21 protein-coding genes are annotated in these 24,291 nt (G+C 64.3%); 10 read left to right on the forward strand and 11 right to left on the reverse strand.

What is annotated here, in order from left to right:
* Nucleotides 1–60 precede the first annotated feature (60 nt).
* A complete protein-coding gene (locus SJY40_RS06875; protein ID WP_378944211.1) occupies nt 61–1,230 on the forward strand; it encodes a sugar phosphate nucleotidyltransferase in 1,170 nt (389 codons plus the stop codon).
* A complete protein-coding gene (glgX, locus tag SJY40_RS06880) occupies nt 1,223–3,289 on the forward strand; it encodes a glycogen debranching protein GlgX (RefSeq protein WP_378944213.1) in 2,067 nt (688 codons plus the stop codon). The genes SJY40_RS06875 and glgX overlap by 8 nt, the downstream gene beginning before the upstream one ends.
* Nucleotides 3,290–3,323: 34 nt before the next feature.
* Here glgX and SJY40_RS06885 read toward each other — a convergent pair whose 3' ends face one another.
* The 4 genes from SJY40_RS06885 to SJY40_RS06900 are packed head-to-tail and all read right to left on the reverse strand — an operon-like array spanning nt 3,324 to nt 8,203.
* The gene (locus SJY40_RS06885) at nt 3,324–4,391 is read right to left on the reverse strand and encodes a DUF1513 domain-containing protein (RefSeq protein ID WP_378944216.1); all 1,068 of its coding nucleotides are present in this window, start codon (nt 4,389–4,391) and stop codon (nt 3,324–3,326) included.
* A complete protein-coding gene (locus SJY40_RS06890) occupies nt 4,391–5,350 on the reverse strand; it encodes an imelysin family protein (RefSeq protein WP_378944218.1) in 960 nt (319 codons plus the stop codon). Before SJY40_RS06890 ends, SJY40_RS06885 begins: the two co-directional genes overlap by 1 nt.
* A complete protein-coding gene (locus SJY40_RS06895) occupies nt 5,350–6,888 on the reverse strand; it encodes a di-heme oxidoredictase family protein (RefSeq protein ID WP_378944221.1) in 1,539 nt (512 codons plus the stop codon). The genes SJY40_RS06890 and SJY40_RS06895 overlap by 1 nt, the downstream gene beginning before the upstream one ends.
* A 52-nt stretch (nt 6,889–6,940) precedes the next feature.
* On the reverse strand, nt 6,941–8,203 hold the full coding sequence (locus SJY40_RS06900; protein WP_378944224.1) for an imelysin family protein: 1,263 nt from the start codon (nt 8,201–8,203) through the stop codon (nt 6,941–6,943).
* A gap of 166 nt (nt 8,204–8,369) precedes the next feature.
* Between SJY40_RS06900 and SJY40_RS06905 the strand changes: the two genes are divergently transcribed.
* Nucleotides 8,370–9,584: an NAD(P)-dependent oxidoreductase gene (locus tag SJY40_RS06905; RefSeq protein WP_378944227.1), complete on the forward strand. Its 1,215-nt coding sequence runs from the start codon at nt 8,370–8,372 to the stop codon at nt 9,582–9,584.
* A gap of 33 nt (nt 9,585–9,617) precedes the next feature.
* On the opposite strand, the gene SJY40_RS06910 is transcribed toward SJY40_RS06905, so the two are convergent.
* Both SJY40_RS06910 and SJY40_RS06915 read right to left on the reverse strand, forming a co-directional pair.
* Nucleotides 9,618–10,649 (reverse strand): L-idonate 5-dehydrogenase, encoded by a 1,032-nt coding sequence (locus SJY40_RS06910; RefSeq protein WP_378944229.1) that lies wholly within the window; start codon nt 10,647–10,649, stop codon nt 9,618–9,620.
* A 7-nt stretch (nt 10,650–10,656) separates the two neighbouring features.
* Nucleotides 10,657–11,604 carry a 2-hydroxyacid dehydrogenase gene (locus tag SJY40_RS06915; protein WP_378944232.1) on the reverse strand — a complete coding sequence of 316 codons (948 nt, stop codon included), beginning with the start codon at nt 11,602–11,604 and terminating at the stop codon, nt 10,657–10,659.
* A gap of 86 nt (nt 11,605–11,690) precedes the next feature.
* On the opposite strand from SJY40_RS06915, the gene SJY40_RS06920 reads away from it, so the two are divergent.
* The 4 genes from SJY40_RS06920 to SJY40_RS06935 all read left to right on the forward strand — a co-directional run bounded on the left by SJY40_RS06920 (nt 11,691) and on the right by SJY40_RS06935 (nt 14,794).
* Nucleotides 11,691–12,458: an SDR family oxidoreductase gene (locus tag SJY40_RS06920; protein WP_378944234.1), complete on the forward strand. Its 768-nt coding sequence runs from the start codon at nt 11,691–11,693 to the stop codon at nt 12,456–12,458.
* A 29-nt stretch (nt 12,459–12,487) separates the two neighbouring features.
* Nucleotides 12,488–13,375, forward strand: a complete 888-nt coding sequence (locus SJY40_RS06925) for an NAD(P)-dependent oxidoreductase (protein ID WP_378944237.1) — start codon at nt 12,488–12,490, stop codon at nt 13,373–13,375.
* A complete protein-coding gene (locus SJY40_RS06930; protein ID WP_378944239.1) occupies nt 13,372–13,716 on the forward strand; it encodes a hypothetical protein in 345 nt (114 codons plus the stop codon). Before SJY40_RS06925 ends, SJY40_RS06930 begins: the two co-directional genes overlap by 4 nt.
* A gap of 64 nt (nt 13,717–13,780) precedes the next feature.
* Complete coding sequence (locus SJY40_RS06935) at nt 13,781–14,794, forward strand: LacI family DNA-binding transcriptional regulator (RefSeq protein ID WP_378944242.1); 1,014 nt, start codon at nt 13,781–13,783, stop codon at nt 14,792–14,794.
* A 58-nt stretch (nt 14,795–14,852) separates the two neighbouring features.
* Here SJY40_RS06935 and SJY40_RS06940 read toward each other — a convergent pair whose 3' ends face one another.
* From SJY40_RS06940 to SJY40_RS06950, 3 genes are read right to left on the reverse strand one after another with little or no spacing between them, the layout of a single operon-like run.
* Nucleotides 14,853–15,830: a DctP family TRAP transporter solute-binding subunit gene (locus SJY40_RS06940; protein WP_378944245.1), complete on the reverse strand. Its 978-nt coding sequence runs from the start codon at nt 15,828–15,830 to the stop codon at nt 14,853–14,855.
* Between the two features lie 19 nt (nt 15,831–15,849).
* Complete coding sequence (locus SJY40_RS06945; protein WP_378944247.1) at nt 15,850–17,130, reverse strand: TRAP transporter large permease subunit; 1,281 nt, start codon at nt 17,128–17,130, stop codon at nt 15,850–15,852.
* A complete protein-coding gene (locus SJY40_RS06950) occupies nt 17,127–17,630 on the reverse strand; it encodes a TRAP transporter small permease (RefSeq protein ID WP_378944250.1) in 504 nt (167 codons plus the stop codon). Before SJY40_RS06950 ends, SJY40_RS06945 begins: the two co-directional genes overlap by 4 nt.
* 188 nt (nt 17,631–17,818) lie before the next feature.
* On the opposite strand from SJY40_RS06950, the gene SJY40_RS06955 reads away from it, so the two are divergent.
* Entirely contained in the window at nt 17,819–19,108 is a 1,290-nt protein-coding gene (locus tag SJY40_RS06955; protein WP_378944252.1) for a PQQ-dependent sugar dehydrogenase, read from the forward strand.
* A 21-nt stretch (nt 19,109–19,129) separates the two neighbouring features.
* Here the strand turns inward: SJY40_RS06955 and SJY40_RS06960 are convergent, their stop codons facing one another.
* On the reverse strand, nt 19,130–20,371 hold the full coding sequence (locus SJY40_RS06960) for an Hsp70 family protein (protein ID WP_378944255.1): 1,242 nt from the start codon (nt 20,369–20,371) through the stop codon (nt 19,130–19,132).
* A gap of 112 nt (nt 20,372–20,483) precedes the next feature.
* On the reverse strand, nt 20,484–21,932 hold the full coding sequence (guaB, locus tag SJY40_RS06965) for an IMP dehydrogenase (protein WP_378944258.1): 1,449 nt from the start codon (nt 21,930–21,932) through the stop codon (nt 20,484–20,486).
* A gap of 248 nt (nt 21,933–22,180) precedes the next feature.
* Between guaB and SJY40_RS06970 the strand changes: the two genes are divergently transcribed.
* Both SJY40_RS06970 and SJY40_RS06975 read left to right on the forward strand, forming a co-directional pair.
* On the forward strand, nt 22,181–23,299 hold the full coding sequence (locus tag SJY40_RS06970) for an OmpP1/FadL family transporter (RefSeq protein WP_378944261.1): 1,119 nt from the start codon (nt 22,181–22,183) through the stop codon (nt 23,297–23,299).
* Between the two features lie 128 nt (nt 23,300–23,427).
* Nucleotides 23,428–24,291: an ATPase gene (locus SJY40_RS06975; RefSeq protein WP_378944263.1), complete on the forward strand. Its 864-nt coding sequence runs from the start codon at nt 23,428–23,430 to the stop codon at nt 24,289–24,291.

Below are 24,291 nucleotides of genomic sequence, written 5' to 3' on the forward strand. Positions count from 1 at the left end.
GATGCGATCTTCCGCAAGGAAATCGGGTCCGCTTTCCACCCCGATCCAAGGATTCCTGCCGTGTCCTCATTGCCACAAAACCGCGATTTCAACGCGTCTCAGGTAACCCAGAACTGCGCCACGATCCTGCTTGCCGGAGGCAAGGGCACGCGGCTGCACGATCTGACCGCCACCGACAGCAAACCCGCCGTCCCCTTCGCAGGGCGCAACCGTATCATCGATTTCGCGATGGCCAATGCGGTCCGATCGGGCATCAGCCAGTTGCTGGTGGCCACGCAATACGCCCCCCAGACGCTGCATGATTATCTGCCCGCGCGGTGGGGTCAGCATTTTAAACGCGGCGGCTTGCAACTGCGAGACGGTCAGGGCCGCTATCTGGGAACAGCGGATGCCTTGCGCCACAATTGGAACCAGATCGCCGACGGCCCCTCGGACGAAATCTTGGTGCTGGCCGCCGATCACGTCTATGACATGGATTACGCGGCACTTGTCGCCCAGCATCGCCGGACGGGTGCCGTCGCCACGGTGGCGGTCGATGTCGTGCCGCTGTCGCAGGCCAGTGCCTTCGGCGTGATGCAGGCGGATGCGCAGGGGCAGATCACATCATTTCTGGAAAAACCCGCCCAACCGCCCGCGATGCATGGCGATCCGCGGCGGGCATTGGTGTCGATGGGCGTCTATGTCCTGTCGCGGCTCTGGTTGCGCGACGTGCTGTTCCACAGCCACCCGCAGGCGATGGATTTCGGCCATGACGTCATTCCGCTGGCTGTCGAACAGGGCGGCGCGGCGGTCTATAAGCTGCCTGCCGGACCTGATGGCCAGACCTATTGGCGCGACGTCGGCACCTTGGACGCGCTGCGATTGGCACAGCTGGATTTCGTTCATGGCACCCCCGCCCGTCTGCCCCGTCAGGGCGCGGTCGCGGATTGGCATCTGGGCAAGGGCAGCATCGCGATGATGGGGGCGGTTGTTTCGCACAGTGCGGATTTGACGAACACGATCGTGGCGCAGGGCTGCTATGTCCCCCCGGGGCTTGTCACCGGTCAGGATGCCGAGGAGGATGCGACATGGTTCACCCGCACCGCGTCTGGCACCGTGCTTATTACGCAGGCAATGCTGGACCGACGTGCGGTCATGCGGATCCCGCGCAGCCGGATGCGCGTTGCCCCCTCGTTCGACCACCCGGGCTTCAGACGTTCGTCCCCTTTGAAAGACAAGCACCATGCGTGACATGACCACCCCGCCCCTTTTCGACCCGACCCTGGCGCGGTCCGACATCCTGGGGGCGGAGTTTCTGGGCGAGGGCACGAATTTCGCGCTCTTTTCCGAAAACGCGACCCAGGTCGAGCTGTGCCTGTTCGACGAAACCGGTCAGAACGAAATGCACCGTCTGACCCTGCCCTTGATGGAGGGCGGCATCTGGTACGGATATCTGCCCGACATCTTGCCGGGGCAGGTCTATGGTTATCGCGTCCATGGGCCCTATGCGCCCGAACAGGGCCACCGCTTCAACCACCACAAGCTGCTGCTGGACCCCTATGCCCGCGAATTGCGCGGTGAGATCATCTGGGACGACGCACTGCACGGATACACCATCGGCCAGGATGACCTCTCCTTCGACGAACGCGACAGTGCGCCCTTCATGCCCAAGGCCGTGGTCGTGGACAGCCAGTTCGATTGGGACAGCGACCGCGCCCTGCGTACGCCCTGGCCCGAAACCGTCATCTACGAAGCCCACGTCAAGGGCATGACCCAGCTGCATCCCGATGTGCCGCAGGATCTGCGCGGCAGTATCAAGGGACTGGCCTCGGACGCGGTGATCGATCACCTGAAACGGATCGGCGTCACCACGATCGAGCTGTTGCCCATCCACGCCTTTGCCAACGACCGCTTCCTGACGGAAAAGGATCTGTCGAACTATTGGGGTTATTCAACGCTGTCTTTCTTTGCCCCCCATGCGCCCTATCTGCAGACCGGGCAGATCAAAGAAGTCAAAGAGGCCATCCGCCGCTTCCACAAGGCAGGATTGGAGGTCATTCTGGACGTGGTCTTCAACCACACCTGCGAAGGCAACGAATTGGGCCAGACGCTGTCGTTCCGCGGCATCGACAACGCATCCTATTACCTACTGTCGCCCGATGACAAACGCCATGGCTTCGACACCACCGGCACCGGCAACACGCTGAACCTGTCGCACCCGATGGTGCTGCGCATGGTCATGGACAGCCTGCGCTACTGGGTCGAGGCGATGCATGTCGACGGTTTCCGCTTTGATCTGGCCTCGACCCTGGGCCGCGAGGGTTACGGTTTTGAACGCGACGGGTCATTCTTTAACGCCATCCGTCAGGACCCCGTGCTGTCCGGCATCAAGCTGATCGCCGAACCTTGGGACATTGGCGACGGCGGTTATCAGGTCGGCGGCTATCGCTGGCCGTTCCGCGAATGGAACGACAAGTTCCGCGACGACACCCGTGCCTTCTGGCGCCGTGATCCGGGCCTGCTGCCGGTGATGTCGGAGCGGTTCTCGGGATCGCCCGTACAGTTCAACCACAGCCAGCGACCTGCGACCTCCAGCGTGAACTTCGTGGCGGCGCACGACGGTTTCACCTTGTGGGATACCGTCAGCTATAACGACAAGCACAATGACGCCAATGGCGAGGGTGGTCGGGATGGCCACGATCATAATCTGTCCGACAATATGGGCGCCGAAGGTCCAAGCGACGATCCGATGGTCGAAACTGCCCGCATCCGCCGCACCCGCGCCATGCTGGCCACGGTGATCCTGTCGCAGGGCGTCCCGATGATCCTGGCAGGCGACGAGATGGGCAATACCCAAGGCGGCAACAACAACGCCTATTGCCAGGACAATTCGATATCGTGGCTGGATTGGGACAATGCCCGGCCACAGATCACCACGGCCGTGCAGGCGCTGACGGCCTTCCGCGAACAGAACTGTCTGGCGCAGGCGCGCTTTGCCCTGCCCCCCGATCAGCCGCATCCCGACCATCCGATCACCTGCTGGCTGCACCCGCGCGGCGATGAGATGACGCAGGACGACTGGTCCGACGATGGTCTGTGCTGCATGGGCATGCTGCTGAAGGGCAGCGGTCCCGATGATGTGCTGATCGTGGTGAATGCCGGGGACGACGCGGAATTCGCCCTGCCCGATGGCAACTGGACGATGCAGATCGATACGGCCAGCGATGATGTGGCGTGCGATGTGGCGGCATCGGGGGTCGTGCCGGTGCCGTGGCAATCGGTGCTGGCTTTCACGCGCCCCGCCGAATGACCTGATGCGCCGCCCCTCGGGGGCGGCGTTTTCACTACAGGCTGACCAGATGGTTGTCCCACGCCAGATCATGCACCGCCGCGTGTTCCGGACAGATCACCCCACCCATGCCATCGGTGAATGCCAAGCCGTCGCCCGATCTGGCGACGCCGCAGACATCCATGCGGCGCATGATCGTCGGGGCATCATCGGCATCGGCATCGAAGATGTGCGCCGCCCCGCCGCGCGGACCGGTGATCGCCACCTGCATCCCGTTGCCCGAAAAGGACACCGACCCGGCATAGCCCTGCAGCGCGCGTTGATCCGCCTCGCTCGCCGTCAGCAGGCGCGGGGATTGACCCGCCTTGTGCAGCATTAGCAAGGGGATCACGCGGTCCGGGTCGCCCTCCCACTGCAGGGCGGCGGCGACCATGCCATCCTTGCGCGCCGAAATATGGCGGATCGAGGCCCGCGCCATGTCGGCCCCCAGCGTCACCGTTTCGGTGATCCTGCCATCATTGATATAGACCAAACTGGGGTGCATGTCGTTCAGGTTCAGCTTGTCGCGGTCGCTGTCGGGATGGGTGCGGATGCCGCCATTGGCCACCACCAGCGTTTCGGTGCCCGGCAGGCGGAAAACCTCATGCGGGCCGATGCCGCCGGTCGGGATCTCGGCCAGGCGGGCATAGCCCCGACGCGCGTCCCAGATGCCAAGGACGCCTGCGCCGGTGGCATAGTCGTTCTCGGTCGTAACCAGCACATCACCGCCCTGCAGATAGGCGCCGTGACCATAGAAATGCCGCCCCTGTGGCAATTCCAGCCGCTGAACGACCCGCCCGCTGGCGCAATCTAGAACCAGCGCAAAAGTGCCGGGACGGCGGGCAAAGGCCACGGCCTCAGCGCGGACCGGATGGGCGGCGGCGGCATGGCCACGGTCGGGCAGATCGACGCGAAAGGCGATCTGCGCCGTCGAGGTCAACCCGCAGAGCGCATAGCGGCCTGCGCTGTCCTTGGCCGCCGCCAGAAACGACGGGTTGCCCAGATCGGCCCAGCTGGCCGCCGGGATCAGCGCCCCCGCCCCCGAGGCCGCGATGCTGGCCAGAAAACTGCGCCGGCTGACCATCAGTCGCCATCCGCCGCGTTGAAGCCCGCCTGAATGCCAAGCGCGTCGCCCAGCTCAGCCTGCGTATGGGTGATCGCCTCGCCGATGCTAGTCTGGATGGCCTCGATGCGGAAACGGGCAGCGGGGTCATCGACATCCGCCAGCGAAGGATCACCCGCGCGGCCCGCCTGATCCTGCGCACGCGCAAGGGCGGCGTCGGTCTGCGAGTTGGGGCCAAGGGCGGCAGCCATCTGGCGCAGGCCCGCGATCTGCGCGCGGATCATCGGCAGCGATTGTTCCGAACGGCGCAGCTCGGCGCGCAAGGGACGCGGTTCGTCGAAGCTGCCCAAGGGCCGACCGATACGCTGGTCGGACAGATGTTCAAGCCCCGCCATCAGCGCCGTGAACAGCGCCTGATCGACCTCGGCGTCTGTCAGAAAGCGGGTATTGCCCGCCTGCCCCGGATGCCGCATCTGATCGGCAAAATCATCATGCCAGCCATCACGGATCTGACCCGCCGTCGCCGCCAGATCGTCGGCCAAGGCTACCGTCAGGTCACAAGGTTGGGCGTCATCGTCGAAGATCTGGCGTTCCAGCGCACCCAAGCCCCGCGCGGCCACGGATGCCTTGGCCATTGCTTCGGGCGTCAGCGCATCGGCGCCCTGCGCCTGCAACAGCCGCAACCCGCGGGCTGTCGCATCGCGGTCGTCGGGCCAGAACAGCACCGCCCGCGAGCGCCCCTGATCCTGAATCGGCCCCATCTCAAGATGCGAGATCGCGGCCCATGCCTGCGCGGTTTCGGCGAATGCGGTCTTGAGCGCGGGCAGGTTGCATTCGGCGTCGGAGAGGGCATCGGAGGCATCGGCAAAGCGGTCGACGCCCGGCAGGATATAGCTGTCGATCACATCCCCCGCATCGGCATGGGCCGCCGACGCCAGTGCGGGCGCGGCAAGACAGATCAGGGCAAGGGTGCGGATCATCACAGGGACTCCAGGAATGCGATCAGGGCGGCGCGGTCTTCGGCGGGCAGTTCGACAAAGCCGTCGCGGGATGCGCGGCCTTCGCCATCATGCCACAGGATGGCTTCGGTCAGCGACCGTGCGCGACCGTCGTGCAGGTAATTGGCATGGCCCGAGACCTGCTCGGTCATGCCGATCCCCCAAAGGGGCGCCGTCCGCCATTCCGACCCTGAGGCCTGCCCTGCGGGCAGCCCGTCGTCCAACCCCGACCCCATGTCGTGCAGCAGGAAATCGGAATAGGGCCAGATCAGCTGGAAGCTCTGTTCTTCGCGGTCCTTCAGACGGTGTGTGACGAAGGACGGGCGGTGACAGGCGGTGCAGCCGGTCTGCTGGAACAGCTGCTTGCCGCGCAGGACCTGAGGGTCATCGACATCGGCCCGCGCGGGCACACCCAGATTGCGGCTGTAGAAGGTCACCAGGTCCAGACTGTCGCCCGACACCTCCAACCCGTCCTGTTCGGGGCTTAGGCCATCGGGCGCATTGCGGCATTCGACCTGCGCCGTGGTGCAATCGCCCCAGGGTTCGGGATGCAGCGGCGATGCGATGCCGATGTCGTTGTGGAAGGCGTCGGCCGCCTGCTGACGCAGCGTGGGCGTGCTGGCGCGAACACCGAAGCGGCCCAGCATCGGCTGCTGGAATTCCGGCGACCAGATGATGTTGGCGCGGCCGCTGATCCCGTTGCCATCGGCGTCATCGGGGTCGGCCAGCGCGATGATATCCTGCGCAGGGATTGCCTCGACCAGCCCCAACCCGATCATCTGCGGCGCGACGCGCGGGCTGATGCGGGTTGCGGGGTCCAGCGGGCCATAGCCCAGATCCTGCAGCGACCATTCGGGGCGGCGCAGGGTCACCGTTTCCCCGCCCGGCAGATCGAAGCTGTCGGCATCGCGCCATTCGACCTGCACGCGGCCTTCGGCGGGGATGCCCGCGACCGACAGATCGGAAAACTGGTGGCCGTAGACCGCATCGCCTTCGGTCGAGATATAGTCGCGCAGCGCTTTCAGGTCCGCCGGTCCTACCTCGGTCGGAATGCCAAGCCGCACCACCAGGCTGCCGGCATCGTCATCGGGACCGGCAGGCGGATGCCCGCGACCATCCTTGACGTGGCAGTCCTGACAGGCGCGGGTGTTGAACAGCGGCCCCAGCCCGTCGGAGGCGATGGTCGAGGCAGGCGGCGTCACCCAGATGCGTTCGAACAGCCCATTGCCGATGTTGAACCGCGCATCTTGCTGAAACGTCAGGTTCTTCTGCGGCATGCTGAAGGCCTGCGGATCGCCGCGGCGGCGCACGGTCCCCGCACCGCCCTGATTGGCCTCAAAGGGGGCGGGTTTGTCGAAGTCGGTGGTGGGACGCGTAACGGCCTGAACCCGCGCAGTCTCGGCAGCGGTGCGGGGCTGGATCGCCAGATGCGGATCGGACACCTGCGCATGGGCGATGCCCGACAGCAGCAGCGCCATGCAGGTGGCGATCAGGCCCGGACGGGCGGAACGGCTGGTCATCATCGAAACCTCTGGTCGGCCCGGCGGCACATGCTGCCGGGCCGGATGCGTCTTATTGGAACACGGCTTCCGGATCGTCCAGACTGTCCGAGCCTTCGAAGGCGATGGCGTCACGGCCCAGCACGGCCACCGCACGTTCGATATCGCGGGTCTGGGCGATCAGCCCGTCGATGGCGTCCTGGATCAGCTGGCCACCCGCCTCGTTCCCCGGATCCAGCATCATGTCATAGCGCAGGCCTGCTTCGGCGGCGGTCTTCAGACGTACCATCTGGAACTGCGTATGATCCAGCGATGCGGCCAGCGCGTCGGCGACATCCGCGTCCTTCTCTGCCACCAGATCATGCAGCGAGGCCCCTTGGGTCACCTGACCGTCGATACCGGTATAGCTGCCAAGATAGATGTTGCGCACGCCCAGGGCGTCATAGAAGTGGTCGTTGTGGGTGTTGTCGGAAAAGCAGGAATGCTCTTCCTCGGGGTCGTTCAGCATCAGGCCCAGCTGCATCCGCTGGCCTGCCTGTTCGCCATAGGACAGGCTGCCCATGCCGGTCAGGATGCGGTTCACGCCGTCCTTATCTTGCATGATACTGGCGCGCGCCTCGCCCTCGGGCGCCCATGCCGCAGCCATCACTTCAAGGTCCGAAACCAGCAGATCGGTCGCCGCCGTCAGATAGGCGCCCCGCCGGTCGCAATTATCGTTGGTGCAATCCTCGCCCTTGGCGAAATCGGTCCAGGGACGCTGACCCGCCGTCGCGTCATAGGGTCCAAGGTCCTGCCCCCACAGCAGGAATTCGATGGCGTGATAGCCGGTGGCGACATTCGCCTCGGCACCATTTGCCGAATGCAGGGTGTTTTCCAGCAGGTCGGGCGTGATTTCGGTCGCGTCGATGGTCTGACCCGAGATCGACAGCTGCGGGTTGGCGATCACGTTCAGCCCCGCCGCCGGATTTTCGTCATAGCCTTCCGTGGGCGCCGAGCCTGCCGCATCGACGTAATCGATCAGCCCCTCGTCCAGCGGCCAGGCGTTCACCTTACCCTCCCATTCGTTGACGATGGGGTTGCCGAAGCGATAGACCTCAGTCTGCTGATAGGGAACGCGCGCCGCCAGCCAGGCATCCCGCGCCATCTGCAGGTTCTGCGCCGAAGGGTCCTGTACCAGCGTCTGAACCGCCTGCTGCAACTGCTTGGCCGTCGTCAGGCTGTCGCCATAGGAGGCGGCGGCGATGTCGGCATAGGTCGCAAGAACCTCGGATTCTTCGACTGCATGGGCGGCGGTCGCGGTCAGGACGCAGAGGGCGGTGGTCGTCAAAAGGCGCATGGGAACTCCGGCGGGGCTGATGGACGGGCTTTTGCCGACATCTGACCAAAACTGTCGGGAAATGCAAGCTGGATGTAGGTTGTCCCCGCGTCAGCGGCATGCCACGTGACAAGGAACATGCAGTTGCGTTATCGTTATCATCTGGATCACAGAATGCGGGATCGCAATGACAGCTTCGACGGACAGCGTAACAAACATCGCCTTTCTGGGCACCGGGCTGATGGGCGCACCGATGGCCCGCAGGCTGGCCGCCGCGGGATATCGGGTGTCCGTCTGGAACCGGACCCCCGAACGCGCCGCCCCGCTGGCTGATGTCGCGCAGATCGCCGCCACCCCTACCGAAGCCTTGCGCAACGCCGATGCGGTCATCGCCATGCTGAGGGACGGCCCCGCCACGCTTGCGGTGCTGGGGGATGTGATGGCCGATATTCCGGCGGGCGCGGTCGTGGTGGACATGGGCTCGGTCGATCCACAGACGGATTGCACGCTGGCCGAACAGGCGGGCGCGGCAGGCGTCGGCTTTCTGGACGCCCCCGTGTCGGGCGGCGTCGTCGGGGCCGAGGCCGGGACGCTGTCGATCTTCGTGGGTGGAGACGCGTCACTGGCCGAACGTCTGGCGCCGGTTTTTGCTGCCCTTGGCCGCGCGACGCATATGGGACCGGTCGGCGCGGGACAGGCCACCAAGCTGGCCAACCAGCTGATCGTCGCCACCACCATCGGCGCCGTGGCCGAGGGGCTGCGGCTGGCGCAAGCAGCGGGATGCGATCCGGCCACCGTCCGCGCCGCGCTGAAGGGCGGTTTTGCCGACAGCCGCATTCTGGAATTGCATGGTGACCGCATGGTGCGGGGTGATTTCGTCCCGGGCGGTCGGTCCGCATCGCAGCTGAAAGATGTGGTCAACGCGCTGGATCTGGCCGACCGCCATCAGCTGCGCCTGCCCTTGGCGCGCACGGTTGCCGGGGCCTTCGACGATCTGGTGCGCAACCATCAGGGGGCCGATCTGGATCACTCGGCCTATTACCTGTGGCTTGGAACGCAGCAGCGCCCCACGGGCGGCGTGACCCGCAGCGCCATCTTCCAAGGCCGTATTCTGCCGGGACAGGAGGATGCGTTTTACCGCGCGGTCGATCGGCACATGGTGCCCGCATGGCGACAGATGCTGCATGCGCAGGCGGTGCGCGTCTATCGCCCCCTCCAGTCCGAGCCGGGGTCGGAAAGCGTCTTTCTTGTGCAGCAGATCGATTACCCCTCGCATGCCGCCATGGCCGAGGCTTTGGCATCGCCGCGCAGGCAGGCCGCGATGGAGGCGATGCAGATCATCCGCCCGTTGTACGAAGGCTTCCACCATCACATCATCTATGAAAGCGTATCGGATCAGTGATTGCAGGGGGCCGCTGAAGGCCCCCCGCCGGGATCAGTTGAAGACGATCTGCGCCTTGATCGCCTGACTGCGGTCGCCCGCGATCTGGAAGGCCGCGACGGCGTCGTTCAGCGCAAAGCTGTGCGTGATGAAGGGGCTGACGTCGATCAGGCCCTTGCGCATCAGGCTGACACCGGTGGCAAATTCCTTGTGGAAGCGGAACGAGCCCTTTAGCGCCAGTTCCTTGGCCGTCATCGCCTGCACCGGCAGGGTCATATCGCCGCCCAAGCCCAGCTGCATGATCGTGCCGCCCGGACGCATCGCAGGGATCGCCCCCGCCAAGGCCGGTGCCGCGCCGGAACATTCGTAAAGCAGATCGAAGCTGCCTTTGTCGTCGGCATAGGCATCAAGCGCGGCGCGGTCGGTGCCGGTGTTCAGCACCACATCCGCCCCCGCCTTACGCGCCATCTGCAGGGCGAAATCGCCCAGATCGGTGGCGACGATCAGATCGGCCCCTGCCCGGCGCGCGGCCAGAATGCACAGGATGCCGATGGGACCGCAGCCGGTGACCAGCACCGATTTGCCCAGCATCGGACCCGCACGGCGGGTGGCGTGCAGGCAGACGGCCAGCGGCTCGGCCATGGCTGCCTGCGCAGGCGTCAGCCCGTCGGCGGGCACGCATTGCGCGGCATCCGCCACCAGCAGTTCTCGGAACGCGCCCTGGATATGCGGGAAGGGCATGGCCGAGCCATAGAACCGCATGTTCAGGCAATGGTTGAACATCGCCTGGTCGCAGAACTTGCAGCTGCCGCAGGGCCGCGAGGGCGAGACGGCGACCAGCTGGCCCTTGGACAGGCCGGTAACGCCCTCGCCCAAGGCCTCGACGTGACCGGACACTTCATGGCCCAAAACCATCGGCTCTTTCAGGCGCACGGTGCCGAAACCGCCGTGGTTGTAGTAATGCAGGTCCGACCCGCAGATCCCGCCCGCCGCCATGCGGATCAGGACCTGACCGGGACCGGGGTTTTCGACCGGCTGTTCGTCGATGCGCAGATCGCGCGCGTCATGGATGACGATGGCTTTCATGATGCCCTCACAAAACCGGCGTGGGCAGGTCGCTGCCTGCGAAATATGCCGTCAGGTTGTCGCGGACCAGCTGGCCCATCGCCTTGCGGGTCTCGATGGTGCCCGAGGCGTGGTGCGGTTGCAGCAGCACGTTCTGCAGCTCAAGGAAGCGCGGGTCCAGCGCCGGCTCGCCTTCAAACACGTCCAGCGCGGCAGAGCCGAGACGACCGTCGCCAAGGGCTGCGATCAGCGCCTCTTCGTCAATGTTGGACGCGCGCGAGATGTTGATAATCATGCCCTCGGGGCCGACAGCCTCGATCACGTCATTGCCGACGATGTGACGGGTGGCGGCGGATGCGGCCAGCGTCACGAACAGGAAATCGGCATGTTTCGCCAGTTCCACCGGATCGGCGATGAAGGTCCAATCCTTGGCGTAATCCTTGGCCGAAACGTCGCTATAGGCGATATCCATGCCAAAGCCCGCCAGACGGGTCGCGACCTCGAAGCCGATGCGACCCAGACCCAGAACGCCCGCCTTGCGACCGAAGACGCGACGCTTCAGCGGATATAGACCCTTGCTGGCCCAATTGCCGCTGCGCACCCATTCCTCGGCGCCGACCATGCCGCGCGACAGGGTCAGCATCATCGCCACACCCAGATCGGCCACATCGCCGGTCAGAACGTCGGGCGTATTGGTGACGCGGATGCCCTTTTCACGGCAGGCCTCCAGATCGACCGCATCATAGCCGACCCCATAGACCGAGATGACCTTCAGCTGCGGGCAGGCCTCGATCATGGCGCGATCGGCACCCAGTTCGCCGCGCGTGGCGATGCCCTGAACATCGGGGCCGACCTTGGCAAGGAAGGCGGCCTTGTCGTCGGCCTCGAAGTAGCGATGCACGGTGAAGGCCGCGTCCAGCGGGACCTGATCCCATTCCGGATACGGACCGACCTGCAGAATGACGGGCTTGGACATTTGGCATTCCTCACTTGACTTGCTTGTTATCGATAACATATTCATGACCAAACCCAATGTCGAGCATAAATCCGAAAGGCCATCACATGAGCATCCAACTGTTTGATCTGACCGGAAAACGGGCCCTGATCACGGGATCTTCGCAAGGGATCGGGATCGCATTGGCCAAGGGTCTGGCCGATGCCGGGGCCGAAATCGTGCTGAACGGCCGCGATGCGGGCAAGCTGGCCAAGGCCGCTGCGGTTCTGCGCGATGCGGGTGCCACGGTGCACGAACTGGCCTTCGACGTCACCGATCACGCCGCCGTCCGCGCCGCCGTCGATGCGTTCGAGGCTGACACCGGCCCCATCGACATCCTGATCAACAACGCCGGCATGCAGCACCGCAGCCCGCTGGAAGACTTCCCCGCCGATGCCTTCGAGCGTCTTTTGCAGACCAACATCGCCTCGGTCTTCCACGTCGGGCAGGCCTGCGCACGCCACATGATCGCACGCGGAGCGGGCAAAATCGTCAACATCTGCTCGGTCCAGACGGCCTTGGCGCGTCCGGGCATCGCGCCCTATACCGCCACCAAGGGCGCGGTCGCGAACCTGACCAAGGGCATGGCCACCGATTGGGCGCGCCACGGCCTGCAGTGCAACGGCCTTGCCCCCGGCTATTTCGAAACGCCGCTAAACCAGGCGCTGGTCGATGATCCGGAATTCACCGCTTGGCTGGCCAAGCGCACCCCCGCAGGTCGTTGGGGCAAGGTCGAGGAACTGGTCGGCACCGCAATCTTCCTTTCCTCGGCGGCATCGTCCTTCGTGAACGGCACCACCGTCTTCGTCGATGGCGGCATCAGCGCGTCGCTGTAACACCCCGTAACTCTGGGAGGAGGAACCACATGACCCTGAAGATCGCCCTGATCGGCGCCGGTGCCATGGGGGGTGCCATCGGCGCCCGCCTGGTCGAAACCGGCCAGCACCTGACCGTCTTTGACCTGAACAAGGATGCCGTGAAGGCCCTGACCGACAAGGGCGCCCATGCCGCCGCCAGCGCGGCCGAAGCGGCGGCGGCGTCCGATTATGTCATTACCAGCCTCAATTCGCCCAAGATCGTCCGCGCGGCAGTCTTTGGTGCCGATGGCGTGGCGCAGGGTGCGAAACCCGGCACGCTGATCATCGACATGTCCTCGATCGATCCGGCGGCGACGCGGGAACTGGCGCAGATGGCCAGCGAACAGGGTCTTCGGTGGGTGGACAGCCCGCTGTCTGGCGGCGCACCCAAAGCTGCGACGGGCAACCTGACCCTGATGTGCGGCGGACCGGATGCCGATGTGACTGAGGCGAAGACCGTCCTGTCACATGTCGCCAGCAACATCACCCGCATGGGCGATCATGGCGCGGGTCAGACCACCAAGCTGATCAACCAAGTGCTGTGCGGATTGAACTTCATGGCCGTGGCCGAGGCGACCCAGCTGGCGCTGGATGCGGGTGTCGATGCCGAAATGATCCCCGTCGCGCTGAAGGGCGGGCGTGCCGACAGTGCCATCCTGCAGGAATACATGCCGCGCTTTGCTACCAAGGATTACCGCCGCACCGGTCGCATCGACAATATGGTCAAGGACCTGAACGGCGCGCAGGATCTGGCGCGACAGACCAATACCTCGATGCCGATGACGGCGCTTTGCACGGAAATCCACCGGATGCTGACCGCAGCCGGTCTGGGCGGCGAGGATCAGGCGGCCCTGATGGAATATTTCCGCGGTCCCGATAAGGAACAGTTCGAATGATCACCCGCTATGCCCTGTTCGAGGGTCAGGTCAAACCCAGCCAGACCGAGGCTTTCCGCCGCGCCGTCACCGAAAGGCTGGTCCCCGTCTGGACCACCTTCCCCGGCCATTCCGAGGTTCGCGTCATGTTCGGCGAGGAACGCGACGAAGGCGCGCCGGAATTCCCGTTGATCCTTGCGATCAGCTATCCCGACCGCGCGGCCATGGGGTTGGCGCTGGACAGCGATGCCCGCATCCGGTCACGCGACATCACAGGCGACATCGTGGCGCAATATTTCGACGGGCGCATCCATCACCATGTGACCGAGGCGGCGGATTATCCCGCCCCGGCAACGGCTTGACCCGTTAACGTTACCAGCGGATAATCCGCATGCCCGCGCGGACGGGTCGCTGAGCGAGGTGCAGATGACCCAACGCCCCATCACCATGAAGGACGTCGCCCGCGCCGCGGGCGTCTCGGTCATGACGGTCAGCCGGGCCTTCAAGACCGACAGCTCGGTCAGCCCCGACACCCGCGATCACATCCGCAAGGTGGCCGAGGATCTGGGCTATGTGCTGGACAGCACCGCCGCGAACCTGCGATCGCAGCGCAGCGACTTCGTGGCGGTGACCATCCCGTCGCTGAACAACGCCAACTTTGCCGATACCGTCAGCGCCATGTCGGACGTGCTGGGCAAGGCCGGGATGCAGATCCTGCTGGGCCACACGAATTACGACATCCACGAAGAGGAACGCCTGATCGCGCAGTTCCTGCAGCGCCGCCCCGCTGCGATGGTCGTCACGGGCGGGCGCCATACCGACCGGACCCGCAAATTGCTGTCGAACGCCGGCATCCCCGTGGTCGAGACTTGGGACCTGCCCCCCGACCCCATCGGTCATGTCGTAGGCTTTTCCAACGCGCGGGCGATGGACCCGCTGGTGGCGCATCTTCAGGCGACGGGGCGGCAGCGCATCGCCTTTGTCGGCGGCGATGCCGATGGCGATACGCGCGGCACCGACAGGCGCATGGGCTTCATCCGCGCGATGGAGGCGCGGGGTCTGGACCCCACCCGCCTGATCCGCGCGGGTCAGGTGCCGATCTCGATGAAGGAAGGTGCTGCCGCCATGGCGCGCCTGCTGGCGGATCTGCCCGACACCGATGCCGTGATCTGCGTGTCGGACCTGTCGGCCTTTGGTGCGCTGTCGGAATGTGCGCGTCGCGGGGTCGATGTGCCGGGCGATATCGCCATTGCGGGCTTTGGCGCCTACGAGATCGCAGGCATCGCCCATCCCACCATCACCACCATGAACCCCCATCCCCGCCGCATCGGCACCCGCACCGCCGATCTGTTGCTGATGACCATGAACGGCGATGCCCAGGGCGAGACCCTGCGGTTCGAGATCGCGCCCGAGTTCGTTCCCGGCGGCTCGACCAGCTGACCGTCAAGACGCAGAAAGGCCCGGTTGCAACCGGGCCTTTCTTCATCGGATCAATGGCTTACTTGGCCGATGCTTCTTCAATGGCCGTCACCATCGCATCGCCGTTTTCGCTGATGAAGTTGTCCCAGACCGGCTTCACGACCTCCTGAAAAGCGGCGGCGTCAACATCGGTGTTGACCTCCATCCCGTCGGCTTCCAGATCGGCGATCATCTGCGCTTCGCTGTCGATGGACATCTGGCGCTGCATATCGGTGGCCTCTTTGGCGACGTCCATGATGATCTGGCGCTGCTCCTCGGTCAGGCCGTTGAACTTGTTCAGGTTCATGGCGACGGCCAGCGGCGCATAGGCGTGCTGGGTCAGCGACAGGTATTTCTGCACCTCGTAGAACTTGAAGGACAGGGTCACGCCGATCGGGTGATCCTGGCTGTTAACGACGCCGGTTTCCAACGCGGTATAGAGCTCGGCCACGGGGATCTGCTGGGGCTGCGCTTCCAGCAGCTGGAACATGTCGTTCAGCGCCTTCGAGGAATTGACCCGCATCCGCAGACCCTTGACGTCATCCGGCGTGCGGATCGGGCCGCGGCTGTTGGTCATGTTACGATAGCCGTTCTCGGGGAAGGCCAGACCCTTCAGGCCATGATCCTCGAAGCTGGTCAGGACGCCTTGGCCAACCTCGCCGTCCAGAACGGCATAGGCGGTTTCGCGGTCGGGGAACATGAAAGGCAGGGTGAAGGCCGCCGATTCCGGCATCAACCCCGAGAAGTTGTTCAACCCGACCATGACGATATCGATGATGCCCGAGCGTGCGCCGTCGATCATGGCGTTGTCGTTGCCCAGCTGTCCCTGCGGGAAGATCTGGACGGTGACATCGCCGTTGGTGCGTTCAGCGACCTGTTCGGCAAAGAAGGTGGACAGGTTCTGCTGCAGGTCGGTTTCCGGCGCGGCATGGGCCATGCGCAGGGTCTCGGCCACGGCGGGCAGCGCGGTCAGGGCCAGCGCGGACGCCATGCACAGCGATTTGACCAAGGTTTTCATGTGTTTTCCTCCCACAAGTTTATCCGATGAAGAATTCCATAGGCACGGTGATCAGCTGCGGGACGGCGACGAAAGCCACCAGCAGCAGCAGATAGGCGACGATGAAGGGCCAGGCGCCACGGATGGCTGTCAACATTTTGACCTGACCCACACCGCAGACCACGTTCAGCACGTTACCCACCGGCGGCGTGATCAACCCGATCGAACAGTTGATGACGAACATCAGCCCGAAATAGACCGGATCGATGCCCGCCGCCTTGGCCACCGGCAACAGCAGCGGCACAAGGATCAGGATGGTCGGCGACAGGTCCATCACCATGCCGACACACAGCACGATCAGCATGATGACGGCCATCAACAGGCGCGGCTGGTCGATCAGCGGTTGCAGCAGCGTGACCAGTTGCTGGGGCAGTTGGGCGACGGTGATCAGCCATGCGGCGACGATCGCGCAGCCGACAAGGAACATGACCATGGCGGTCGCACGGCCCGAATTGATCAGCACGCGCAGGAAAACCGGCCATTTCAGTTCACGATAGATGACGCTGGACACGAAGATCGCATAGACGGCGGCGACCACGGCGGCCTCGGTCGGGGTGAAGACGCCGAAGCGGATGCCGCCCACGATGATGACCGGCAGCAGCAGCGCCCAGAAACCGGACCGCAGGCCGGCCCAACGTTCGGCGGCACTGGCCTTGGGCAGGGCCTCGACGTCCTCGTTGCGGATGATCAGGCTCCAGACGACCATCAAGGTCGCGCCCATCATCAGGCCCGGCGCGATGCCGCCCAGAAACAGGTTCTTGATCGAGATGTTGCCCGCGACGCCCACAAGGATCAGCGGCAGTGACGGCGGGATGACCGGCGCGATGATGCCGCCCGACGCCAGCAGGCCGACCGAAGCGCCCTCGGGGTAATTCCCCTTGCGCATCATCGGATAGAGGATCGAGACCAGCGCCGCCGCATCGGCAACCGCCGACCCCGACAGACCCGCCATCAGGATTGCCGTCATAATTGCGACATAGCCCAACCCGCCCTTGCGGTGCCCGATCATCGCCGTGGCAAGCCGCACGATCCGCGTGGACAACCCGCCCGAGGACATCACCTCGCCCGCGACGATGAAGAAGGGGATCGCCAGCAGCGGGAAGCTGTCGACGCCGTTGATCAGGTTCTGCGCAAGGATGTCGGCGCTGAACAGGCCCATCTGCAACATCAGCGCCATGGCGGCCAGCAGCAGCGCGAAGGCCACGGGCAGGCCCAGCAGGATCGATCCGATCAGGACGCCCAGGAAAAGCAGCAGGATCATGCGTGAAAATCTCCGGCATGGGTGTCTTGGGCGTCATCGTCCAGCAGCGCATCGGGCAGGAAGACCCGCACGGCGCCGATGAAGACCATCAGGGCGGCGGATACGGTCCCGGCCAGATAGAACAGCGCCGAAGGCAGCCCCGTGATCTGCGAGATGTTGTTCCAATTGGCGTTCATCTGCTTGAACGAGCCCATGAACAGCATGACCATCGAGATGACGACGACCAGATAGGCCAACCGCCGCAGCAGGGGCACCAGACGGGGCATCAGCACCTCGGAAAATTCGGCGATCGCCAGATGCTCGTTGCGGCGCAGCAGTACCGCGGCACCCAGCATCACCAGCCAGACCAACCCCAAACGCGACAGCTCGACCGCCTCGCGCAGGCCCGACGACAGGCCATAGCGCAGCACGACATTGGCAAAGACCAGCACGATCATCAGCAAGAGGATGATCGCCATGACATAATCGACGACCCTCCACAGCAAACGCCAGAACTTCATGATCGCGTCCCCCTCCAAGGCAGTGCCATGATTTCGCGGGCCTGCGCCCGGCATTCCGGAAAAGTTATCGATAACATCGGCGTCGTGCAAGCTTTTATTGATCGCATCATAATGTCGCGCGATGGTTGTGCCCTTGATGGTGCCCGCGCGGGCGTTAAGCTGCGCGAAATGCAATTTGGGGGAACAGCATGGAATTCATGGCACGCGCGACGGCCATCGTCGGCGGCACGATGGTGGCACTACGCCGCTTTGGCGCACCCAAGACGCAAGCGATGGGCCAGACGCCCCAGATCCCCGAGGCGCGCAAGCAGGGGATCATGACGCTGAAAATGCCAACAGCGCAGGGCTGGGCACCGGGGCATGTGCCGACGGCGGCGCCGGGTCTGAAGGTCAACGCCTTCGCCTCGGGTCTGGACCACCCCCGTTGGATCGAAGTGCTGCCGAACGGCGATGTGCTGGTAGCGGAATCCAAGGAGCAGGCCGGCCCCGCCAAGACGCTGTTCGACATGGCAGCGCAGGCTACGATGCGCCGCGCCCGTGCCATCGGCATCAGCGCCAACCGCATCAGCCTGTGGCGCGACGAAGATGGCGACGGCGTGGCCGAGGTCCGCAAGACCTTCGCGGAAAACCAGAACCAACCCTTCGGCATGGCGCTGATTGGCGACACCTTCTATGTCGGCAACACGGATGGGATCGTGGCCTTTCCCTATCGCGATGGTGACACCAGCCTGACCGGTCCGGGGCGCAAGCTGGTCGATTTCAAGCCCTCGGGGCATTGGACGCGCAGCTTGCTAGTGTCACCCGACGGGATGCTCATCTATGCGGGTGTCGGGTCGCTCAGCAATATCGGCGACAAGGGGATGGAGGCCGAGGAAGGCCGTGCCGCCATCTGGGAACTGGATGTCGCTACGGAAAAGGCGCGCATCTTCGCCTCGGGCCTGCGCAATGCCGTGGGGATGGCGTGGGAGCCGGTGACGGGCACGTTGTGGACGGTGGTCAACGAACGCGACGGGCTGGGGGATGAAACGCCGCCGGATTACCTGACCTCGGTCAAGCGGGACGGTTTCTATGGTTGGCCCTATTGCTATTGGGGGCAGACGGTCGATGACCGCGTGCCGCAGGATGCCGCCAAGGTCGCATCCGCCATCACGCCCGATTACGCGCTTGGGGGGCATACGGCGTCGCTTGGCCTTTGCTGGATGCCCGAAGGCACCCTGCCCGGCTTTCCCGACGGCATGGTCATCGGCCAGCACGGGTCGTGGAACCGTTCGACCCTCAGCGGCTACAAGCTGATCTTCGTGCCTTTCAAGGACGGCAAGCCCTGCGGTGCGCCGCGCGACATCCTGTGGGGCTTTCTGTCCGATGACGAAAAGGTCGCCTATGGCCGCCCGGTCGGCGTCGCCATCGGCCCCGACGGCAAGTCGCTGCTGATGGCCGATGACGTGGGCGACATCATCTGGCGCGTGACAGCTGCCTAAGCATCACGCCGCGAGCCGCGATCAATCGCGGTTCGCGGCAATCGCCAGACCGTCGGCCACGGCGGTGAAGACTTCGGAGAAACTGTGGCGGGCATCGGGAAAGATCGCCTTCATCTGGTCCGAGACCATCGTCATCAGGCTGGACCCGCCGACATAGATCACCTGTCCGACCTGATCGGCCCGCAACCCTGCCATCTGCAGCGTCACCTGCGCGCCTTCGGACAGCTGTTCCCCATGCCGCGCCAGGCTGTCGGCCATGCCTTGCGCGGTCAGCGGTGCCGACAGGCCGCGCTGGATCGCGTCCAGCATGATACGCGGATCATCCTGCAACCCGTTGGCGGCAATTTTGCCGCGTTCAGTGGCAAAGGCCAGTTCGTGGCCCAGCTCATCCTCCAGCACGGTGGCAAGGCGGGACAGCTTTTCCTGCTCCTGCGCCAGACGGACCATCTCGGCGACCATGCGCGTGTTCTGCGGGGTATAGACGAAGGCGATCTTTTCCCAGGTCGCAAGGTCGTTATAGATCGCGTTCGGCGTGGGCGAGGTCCCCGCCCCCATGACCTTGCGCAGCTCGGTTCCCTTGCCCAGCAGCGGCATCACCCAGTCGATATTGATGGCGCGGTCGAAATCCGTCCCGCCGATCCGCACGCCGTGATTGGCCAGAATTTCCACGCCGTCCGGCCCCGACCTGAACAGCGAAAAATCCGACGTGCCGCCGCCCACGTCCACGATCAGCCCCACGTCGCCCGACCGGTCCAGCGCACCGCTGGCAATGGCGGCGGCCTGAGGTTCGGGCATGAAATCGACCTCGGTAAAACCGGCGGCCAGATAGCAGGCGCGCAGATCCGTCTCGGCCTGCGCCTCGCGCGGATCATTCTGACCGTGAAAGACCACGGGGCGACCCGACAGAACGCGGTCGAAGGTCAGGCCGGTCTCGGCCTCGGCGCGGGTTTTGATCTGGTTCAGAAAACGGGCGATGATATCGACGAAGGTCACGCGCTCATGCAGGATCTGGCGCTTTTCATGCATCAGGCTGGTGCCCAGCACACGTTTCAGCGCACGCATGAAACGACCCTCGGTCCCATCCAGCAGCGCCTGATTGGCCGGTTCGCCGATCAGCGTGCGACGGTTTTCATGATCGAAGAAGAAGGTCGTCGGCATGGTCGTCTGACCCGGTGCCATCGGGATCATACGTGGCTTGCCATCGACCAGATAGGCCGCAGCCGAATTCGAGGTACCGAAATCTATGCCGATCGCATGTGCCATGACCACGCCCTGTCTCTGAAGGAATGGCGGCTTTAGGCAGGGCACCAAGGGTTGTCAAGCAAGGGAAACCCCGGATGCCGCAGACCGCAGCAGCCGGGGGAAAACATCGCGATCAGCCCGCGCGATAGTTGGGCGATTCCCGCGTGATCTGCACGTCGTGGACGTGGCTTTCCTTCAGTCCGGCGCCGGTGATGCGGACGAATTCGCAACCCTTTCGCATCTCGGGGACGGTGGCGCAGCCGGTATAGCCCATGGCTGCACGCAGGCCGCCGACCAGCTGGTGGATGACAGTGCCCGCCGGACCCTTGTAGGGGACCTGACCTTCGATGCCCTCGGGGACCAGCTTGTCGGATGCCGCGTCCTTCTGGAAGTAGCGGTCAGCCGATCCGCGCGCCATGGCGCCAAGCGACCCCATCCCGCGATAGGATTTGAAGCTGCGGCCCTGATACAGGATCACCTCGCCCGGGCTTTCGTCGGTGCCGGCGATGGCGCTGCCGACCATGGCGCAGCTTGCGCCCGCCGCGATGGCCTTGGCGAAATCGCCCGAGAACTTGATGCCGCCATCCGCGATAATCGGGATGTCGCCCGCCGCCGATGCGGTATCCATGATCGCCGTCAGCTGCGGAACGCCCACGCCCGCGACGATGCGGGTGGTGCAAATGCTGCCAGGACCGATGCCGACCTTGATGGCATCGGCACCCGCGCCGATCAGCGCGCGGACGGCCTCGGCGGTGGCGACGTTACCCGCGACGATCTGCACGTCACCGGCCACGACCTTCAGACGTTCGACCGCACGGGCAACGCCTGCGGAATGGCCATGCGCGGTATCGATGACCACCATGTCCACGCCCGCCTCGATCAACGCCATGCTGCGTTCGAAGCCTTCATCGCCGACGGTCGATGCGGCGGCCACGCGCAGGCGGCCCATGTCGTCCTTGCAGGCCAGCGGGTTCAGGACGGCCTTTTCGGTATCCTTCAGCGTCAGCAGGCCGGTCAGTTTGCCTTCGGCATCGGTGATCAGCAGCTTTTCGATGCGGCGGGCCTTCATCAGGCTGATCGCCTCGGCGCGGTCGGCGGGTTCGCGCAGGATGGCAAGGTTCTTGTCGGACATCATCGCGCGCACGGGGGTGCGGGCGTCATTGGCAAAGCGCATGTCGCGGTTCGTCACGATGCCCAGCACGCGGCCCTTGTCGTCCACAACCGGGAAACCGGTGACGTTATAGCGGTCCTGAAACGCCTTGGCATCGGCCAGCGTCTGGTCCGGCGTCAGGGTGATCGGGTTGTAGACGATGCCGGATTCGAACCGCTTGACCCGGCTGACTTCCGCGGCCTGTTGTTCGGTGGTCAGGTTGCGGTGGATGACGCCGATGCCACCTGCCTGCGCCATCGCAATGGCCATCCGGCTTTCCGTGACCGTATCCATCGCCGACGACAAAAGCGGGATGTTCATCCGGATGGATTTGGTGACATTCGTGGTCACGTCTGCGGTCGACGGCATCACCGTCGAGGCGGCCGGAACCAGAAGAACGTCGTCGAATGTGAGAGCCTCACGAATCTGCATGGGGGTGTCCTTGCGGCAATTTCGTTTGGCAGTTTCCACTTTCATGCGCAGCCGCTTTTGTCCAGCCCGCATAAGCATCAATCTGCGTTGCCGAACTGCCACCGTGCCGATCCCTGCAATGACGCGTACGTCACGTCAGTTGATCGCGCTAATTGATTCGTAATCATCGTGTCGTAAGGTCGAATCGGGTCAACGTACCCTCAAGGGAGGATAGAATGAAAATCGCGTCATCCGGAATTGCAATTCTGATGCTCAGTGCATCCCAGCTGGTCGCAGGCGGCATCGAACGTGCGCCGCAATCGCTGAACGCCCTCTTCGAGGAGGGGAACTATGCCGAACTCAGCTTCGGCGGCGTCAACCCCACGGTCGAGGGCACCGATGTCGCCGGCTTCGACACCGGCGACGTGGCCCAAGGCTACGGCTTTACCGGACTGGCCTACAAGCACCAGTTCACGCCGGAGTTTTCAGGCGCGATCATCATCGAACAACCGTTCGGTGCAGACATCCTCTATCCGTCGGCGACGGATGGCGGTTCGCCCGTGTTGGGAGGCACGATGGCGAAGGTCGACAGCACCACCTTCACGGCACTGGGCCGCTACAAGATGCCGAACAACTTCTCGGTCCACGGCGGTATCCGCGGATCGCGCGCCGATGGGCAGGTGACGTTGAACGGCTTGGCCTATGGTCCGGTCAGCGGTTATAACGTCGATCTGGACAGCGATACCGGCATCGGTTGGGTCGCAGGCGCAGCTTGGGAAAAGCCCGAGATCGCAGCGCGTGTTTCGTTGACCTACAATTCGGAAATCGAACATGAATTCGGCACCACGGAAAGCGGCCCGCTGGTCGATCCCGATGGCCCCGGCCCGATCCCCGCGGTGCCGCTGCTGAACGGCAGTTCGACCACCACCGTCAACACGCCTGAAAGCTGGAACCTAGAATTCCAGACCGGCGTCGCCGCTGATACGCTGGTCTTCGGCTCGGTCCGTTGGGTCAACTGGAGCGAGTTCCGCGTTGATCCCGCGAACTTCGTGACCGTCACCGGTGGCGGTCTGGTCGATCTGGAAGACACCACTACCTATACCTTGGGCGTGGGACGCAAGTTCACGGAAAACTGGTCGGGCTCGGCTGCCTTCACCTATGAAAAGGGTGGCGACGATCTGGTTTCCCCGCTGGCACCGACGAACGGTCGCAAGGGCATCACGCTGGCCGCGATCTATACGCAGGGGCCGATGAAGATCTCGACCGGGATCAACTATACCAAGTTGGGTGACGCGATGCCCGAGACCGGCACGCCGGATACCGAACGCGCCAGCATGGAAGGCAACCACGCATGGGGTGCGGGCGTCCGCATCGGCTACAGCTTCTGAAGCCCGTGACATGACGCGAACGGCCCCCTCCGCAAGGACGGGGCCGTTTTTCGTTCGGCCTCGGGCGGGGGTCTTTCCCTTCGGCCACGCGCGGTTTAGCAAGGCCTTGCGCAGACAAGGGACGGCAGATGATCTATCGCAGTGCAGAGGCTTGGCGGACGGCCGCATCGAAACGGATCGTGCTGTTCGGGATGTCGGGACTGGGCAAGACCTATCTTGCCTCGATGCTGCGCGACACGGACGAATGGTTCCACTATTCCGTCGATTACCGCATCGGCACGCGCTACATGGGCGAATATATCGCCGACAACTTCAAGCGCGAGGCGATGAAGGTCCCGTTCCTGCGCGACCTGTTGATGTCGGACAGCGTCCATATCTCCAGCAACATCACCTTCGACAATCTGGCACCGCTGTTGACCTATCTGGGCAAGCCCGGCAGCCCCAGCCGTGGTGGCCTGCCGTTCGAGGATTACTGCCGCCGCCAGAACCAGCACCGCCGCGCCGAGATCGCGTCCCTGCTGGACACGCGCCATTTCCTTGAACGCGCGCAGGACATCTATGGCACGCCGCATTTCATCTGCGACACCGGCGGTTCCATCTGCGAAGTGGTTGACCCCGACGATCCGCAGGACCCGGTGATCGAGGCCCTGTCGCGCGATTTTCTGATGGTCTGGATCAAGGGCAGCGACGCCCATACCGCCGAACTGGTGCGGCGCTTCGACCGCGCGCCCAAGCCGATGTATTACCAGCCGCAGTTCTTGGAAAAGGCATGGGTCGCCTATCGCGTTGAAAAGGGGCTGGAGGAGGAACAGGTCAATCCTGACGACTTCATCCGCTGGACCTATGCCCGCGCGCTGGCCCATCGTCAGCCCCGCTACGAAGCGATGGCCAAACGCGGCGTGACCGTTCTGGCCGAGGAAGTCGCCCAGATCCGCAACCCCAAGGATTTCGACGACCTGATCGCCAAGGCCATTTCGCGCAAGGAAGCCTGA

It is taken from the genome of Paracoccus sp. R86501, from assembly GCF_042466435.1.
Lineage (GTDB): Bacteria > Pseudomonadota > Alphaproteobacteria > Rhodobacterales > Rhodobacteraceae > Paracoccus.

Bases quoted from the DNA above. Each gene is read 5' to 3' on its own strand.
- SJY40_RS06930 (WP_378944239.1), top strand. From the start codon at position 13,372: ATGATCACCCGCTATGCCCTGTTCGAGGGTCAGGTCAAACCCAGCCAG.
- SJY40_RS06915 (WP_378944232.1), bottom strand. From the start codon at position 11,604: ATGTCCAAGCCCGTCATTCTGCAGGTCGGTCCGTATCCGGAATGGGAT.
- SJY40_RS06960 (WP_378944255.1), bottom strand. From the start codon at position 20,371: ATGGCACATGCGATCGGCATAGATTTCGGTACCTCGAATTCGGCTGCG.
- SJY40_RS06910 (WP_378944229.1), bottom strand. From the start codon at position 10,649: ATGAAAGCCATCGTCATCCATGACGCGCGCGATCTGCGCATCGACGAA.
- guaB (WP_378944258.1), bottom strand. From the start codon at position 21,932: ATGCAGATTCGTGAGGCTCTCACATTCGACGACGTTCTTCTGGTTCCG.
- SJY40_RS06935 (WP_378944242.1), top strand. From the start codon at position 13,781: ATGACCCAACGCCCCATCACCATGAAGGACGTCGCCCGCGCCGCGGGC.
- SJY40_RS06975 (WP_378944263.1), top strand. From the start codon at position 23,428: ATGATCTATCGCAGTGCAGAGGCTTGGCGGACGGCCGCATCGAAACGG.
- SJY40_RS06945 (WP_378944247.1), bottom strand. From the start codon at position 17,130: ATGATCCTGCTGCTTTTCCTGGGCGTCCTGATCGGATCGATCCTGCTG.
- SJY40_RS06950 (WP_378944250.1), bottom strand. From the start codon at position 17,630: ATGAAGTTCTGGCGTTTGCTGTGGAGGGTCGTCGATTATGTCATGGCG.
- SJY40_RS06940 (WP_378944245.1), bottom strand. From the start codon at position 15,830: ATGAAAACCTTGGTCAAATCGCTGTGCATGGCGTCCGCGCTGGCCCTG.
- SJY40_RS06970 (WP_378944261.1), top strand. From the start codon at position 22,181: ATGCTCAGTGCATCCCAGCTGGTCGCAGGCGGCATCGAACGTGCGCCG.
- SJY40_RS06885 (WP_378944216.1), bottom strand. From the start codon at position 4,391: ATGGTCAGCCGGCGCAGTTTTCTGGCCAGCATCGCGGCCTCGGGGGCG.
- SJY40_RS06905 (WP_378944227.1), top strand. From the start codon at position 8,370: ATGACAGCTTCGACGGACAGCGTAACAAACATCGCCTTTCTGGGCACC.
- SJY40_RS06920 (WP_378944234.1), top strand. From the start codon at position 11,691: ATGAGCATCCAACTGTTTGATCTGACCGGAAAACGGGCCCTGATCACG.
- SJY40_RS06925 (WP_378944237.1), top strand. From the start codon at position 12,488: ATGACCCTGAAGATCGCCCTGATCGGCGCCGGTGCCATGGGGGGTGCC.
- SJY40_RS06900 (WP_378944224.1), bottom strand. From the start codon at position 8,203: ATGCGCCTTTTGACGACCACCGCCCTCTGCGTCCTGACCGCGACCGCC.
- SJY40_RS06955 (WP_378944252.1), top strand. From the start codon at position 17,819: ATGGAATTCATGGCACGCGCGACGGCCATCGTCGGCGGCACGATGGTG.
- SJY40_RS06895 (WP_378944221.1), bottom strand. From the start codon at position 6,888: ATGACCAGCCGTTCCGCCCGTCCGGGCCTGATCGCCACCTGCATGGCG.
- SJY40_RS06890 (WP_378944218.1), bottom strand. From the start codon at position 5,350: ATGATCCGCACCCTTGCCCTGATCTGTCTTGCCGCGCCCGCACTGGCG.
- glgX (WP_378944213.1), top strand. From the start codon at position 1,223: ATGCGTGACATGACCACCCCGCCCCTTTTCGACCCGACCCTGGCGCGG.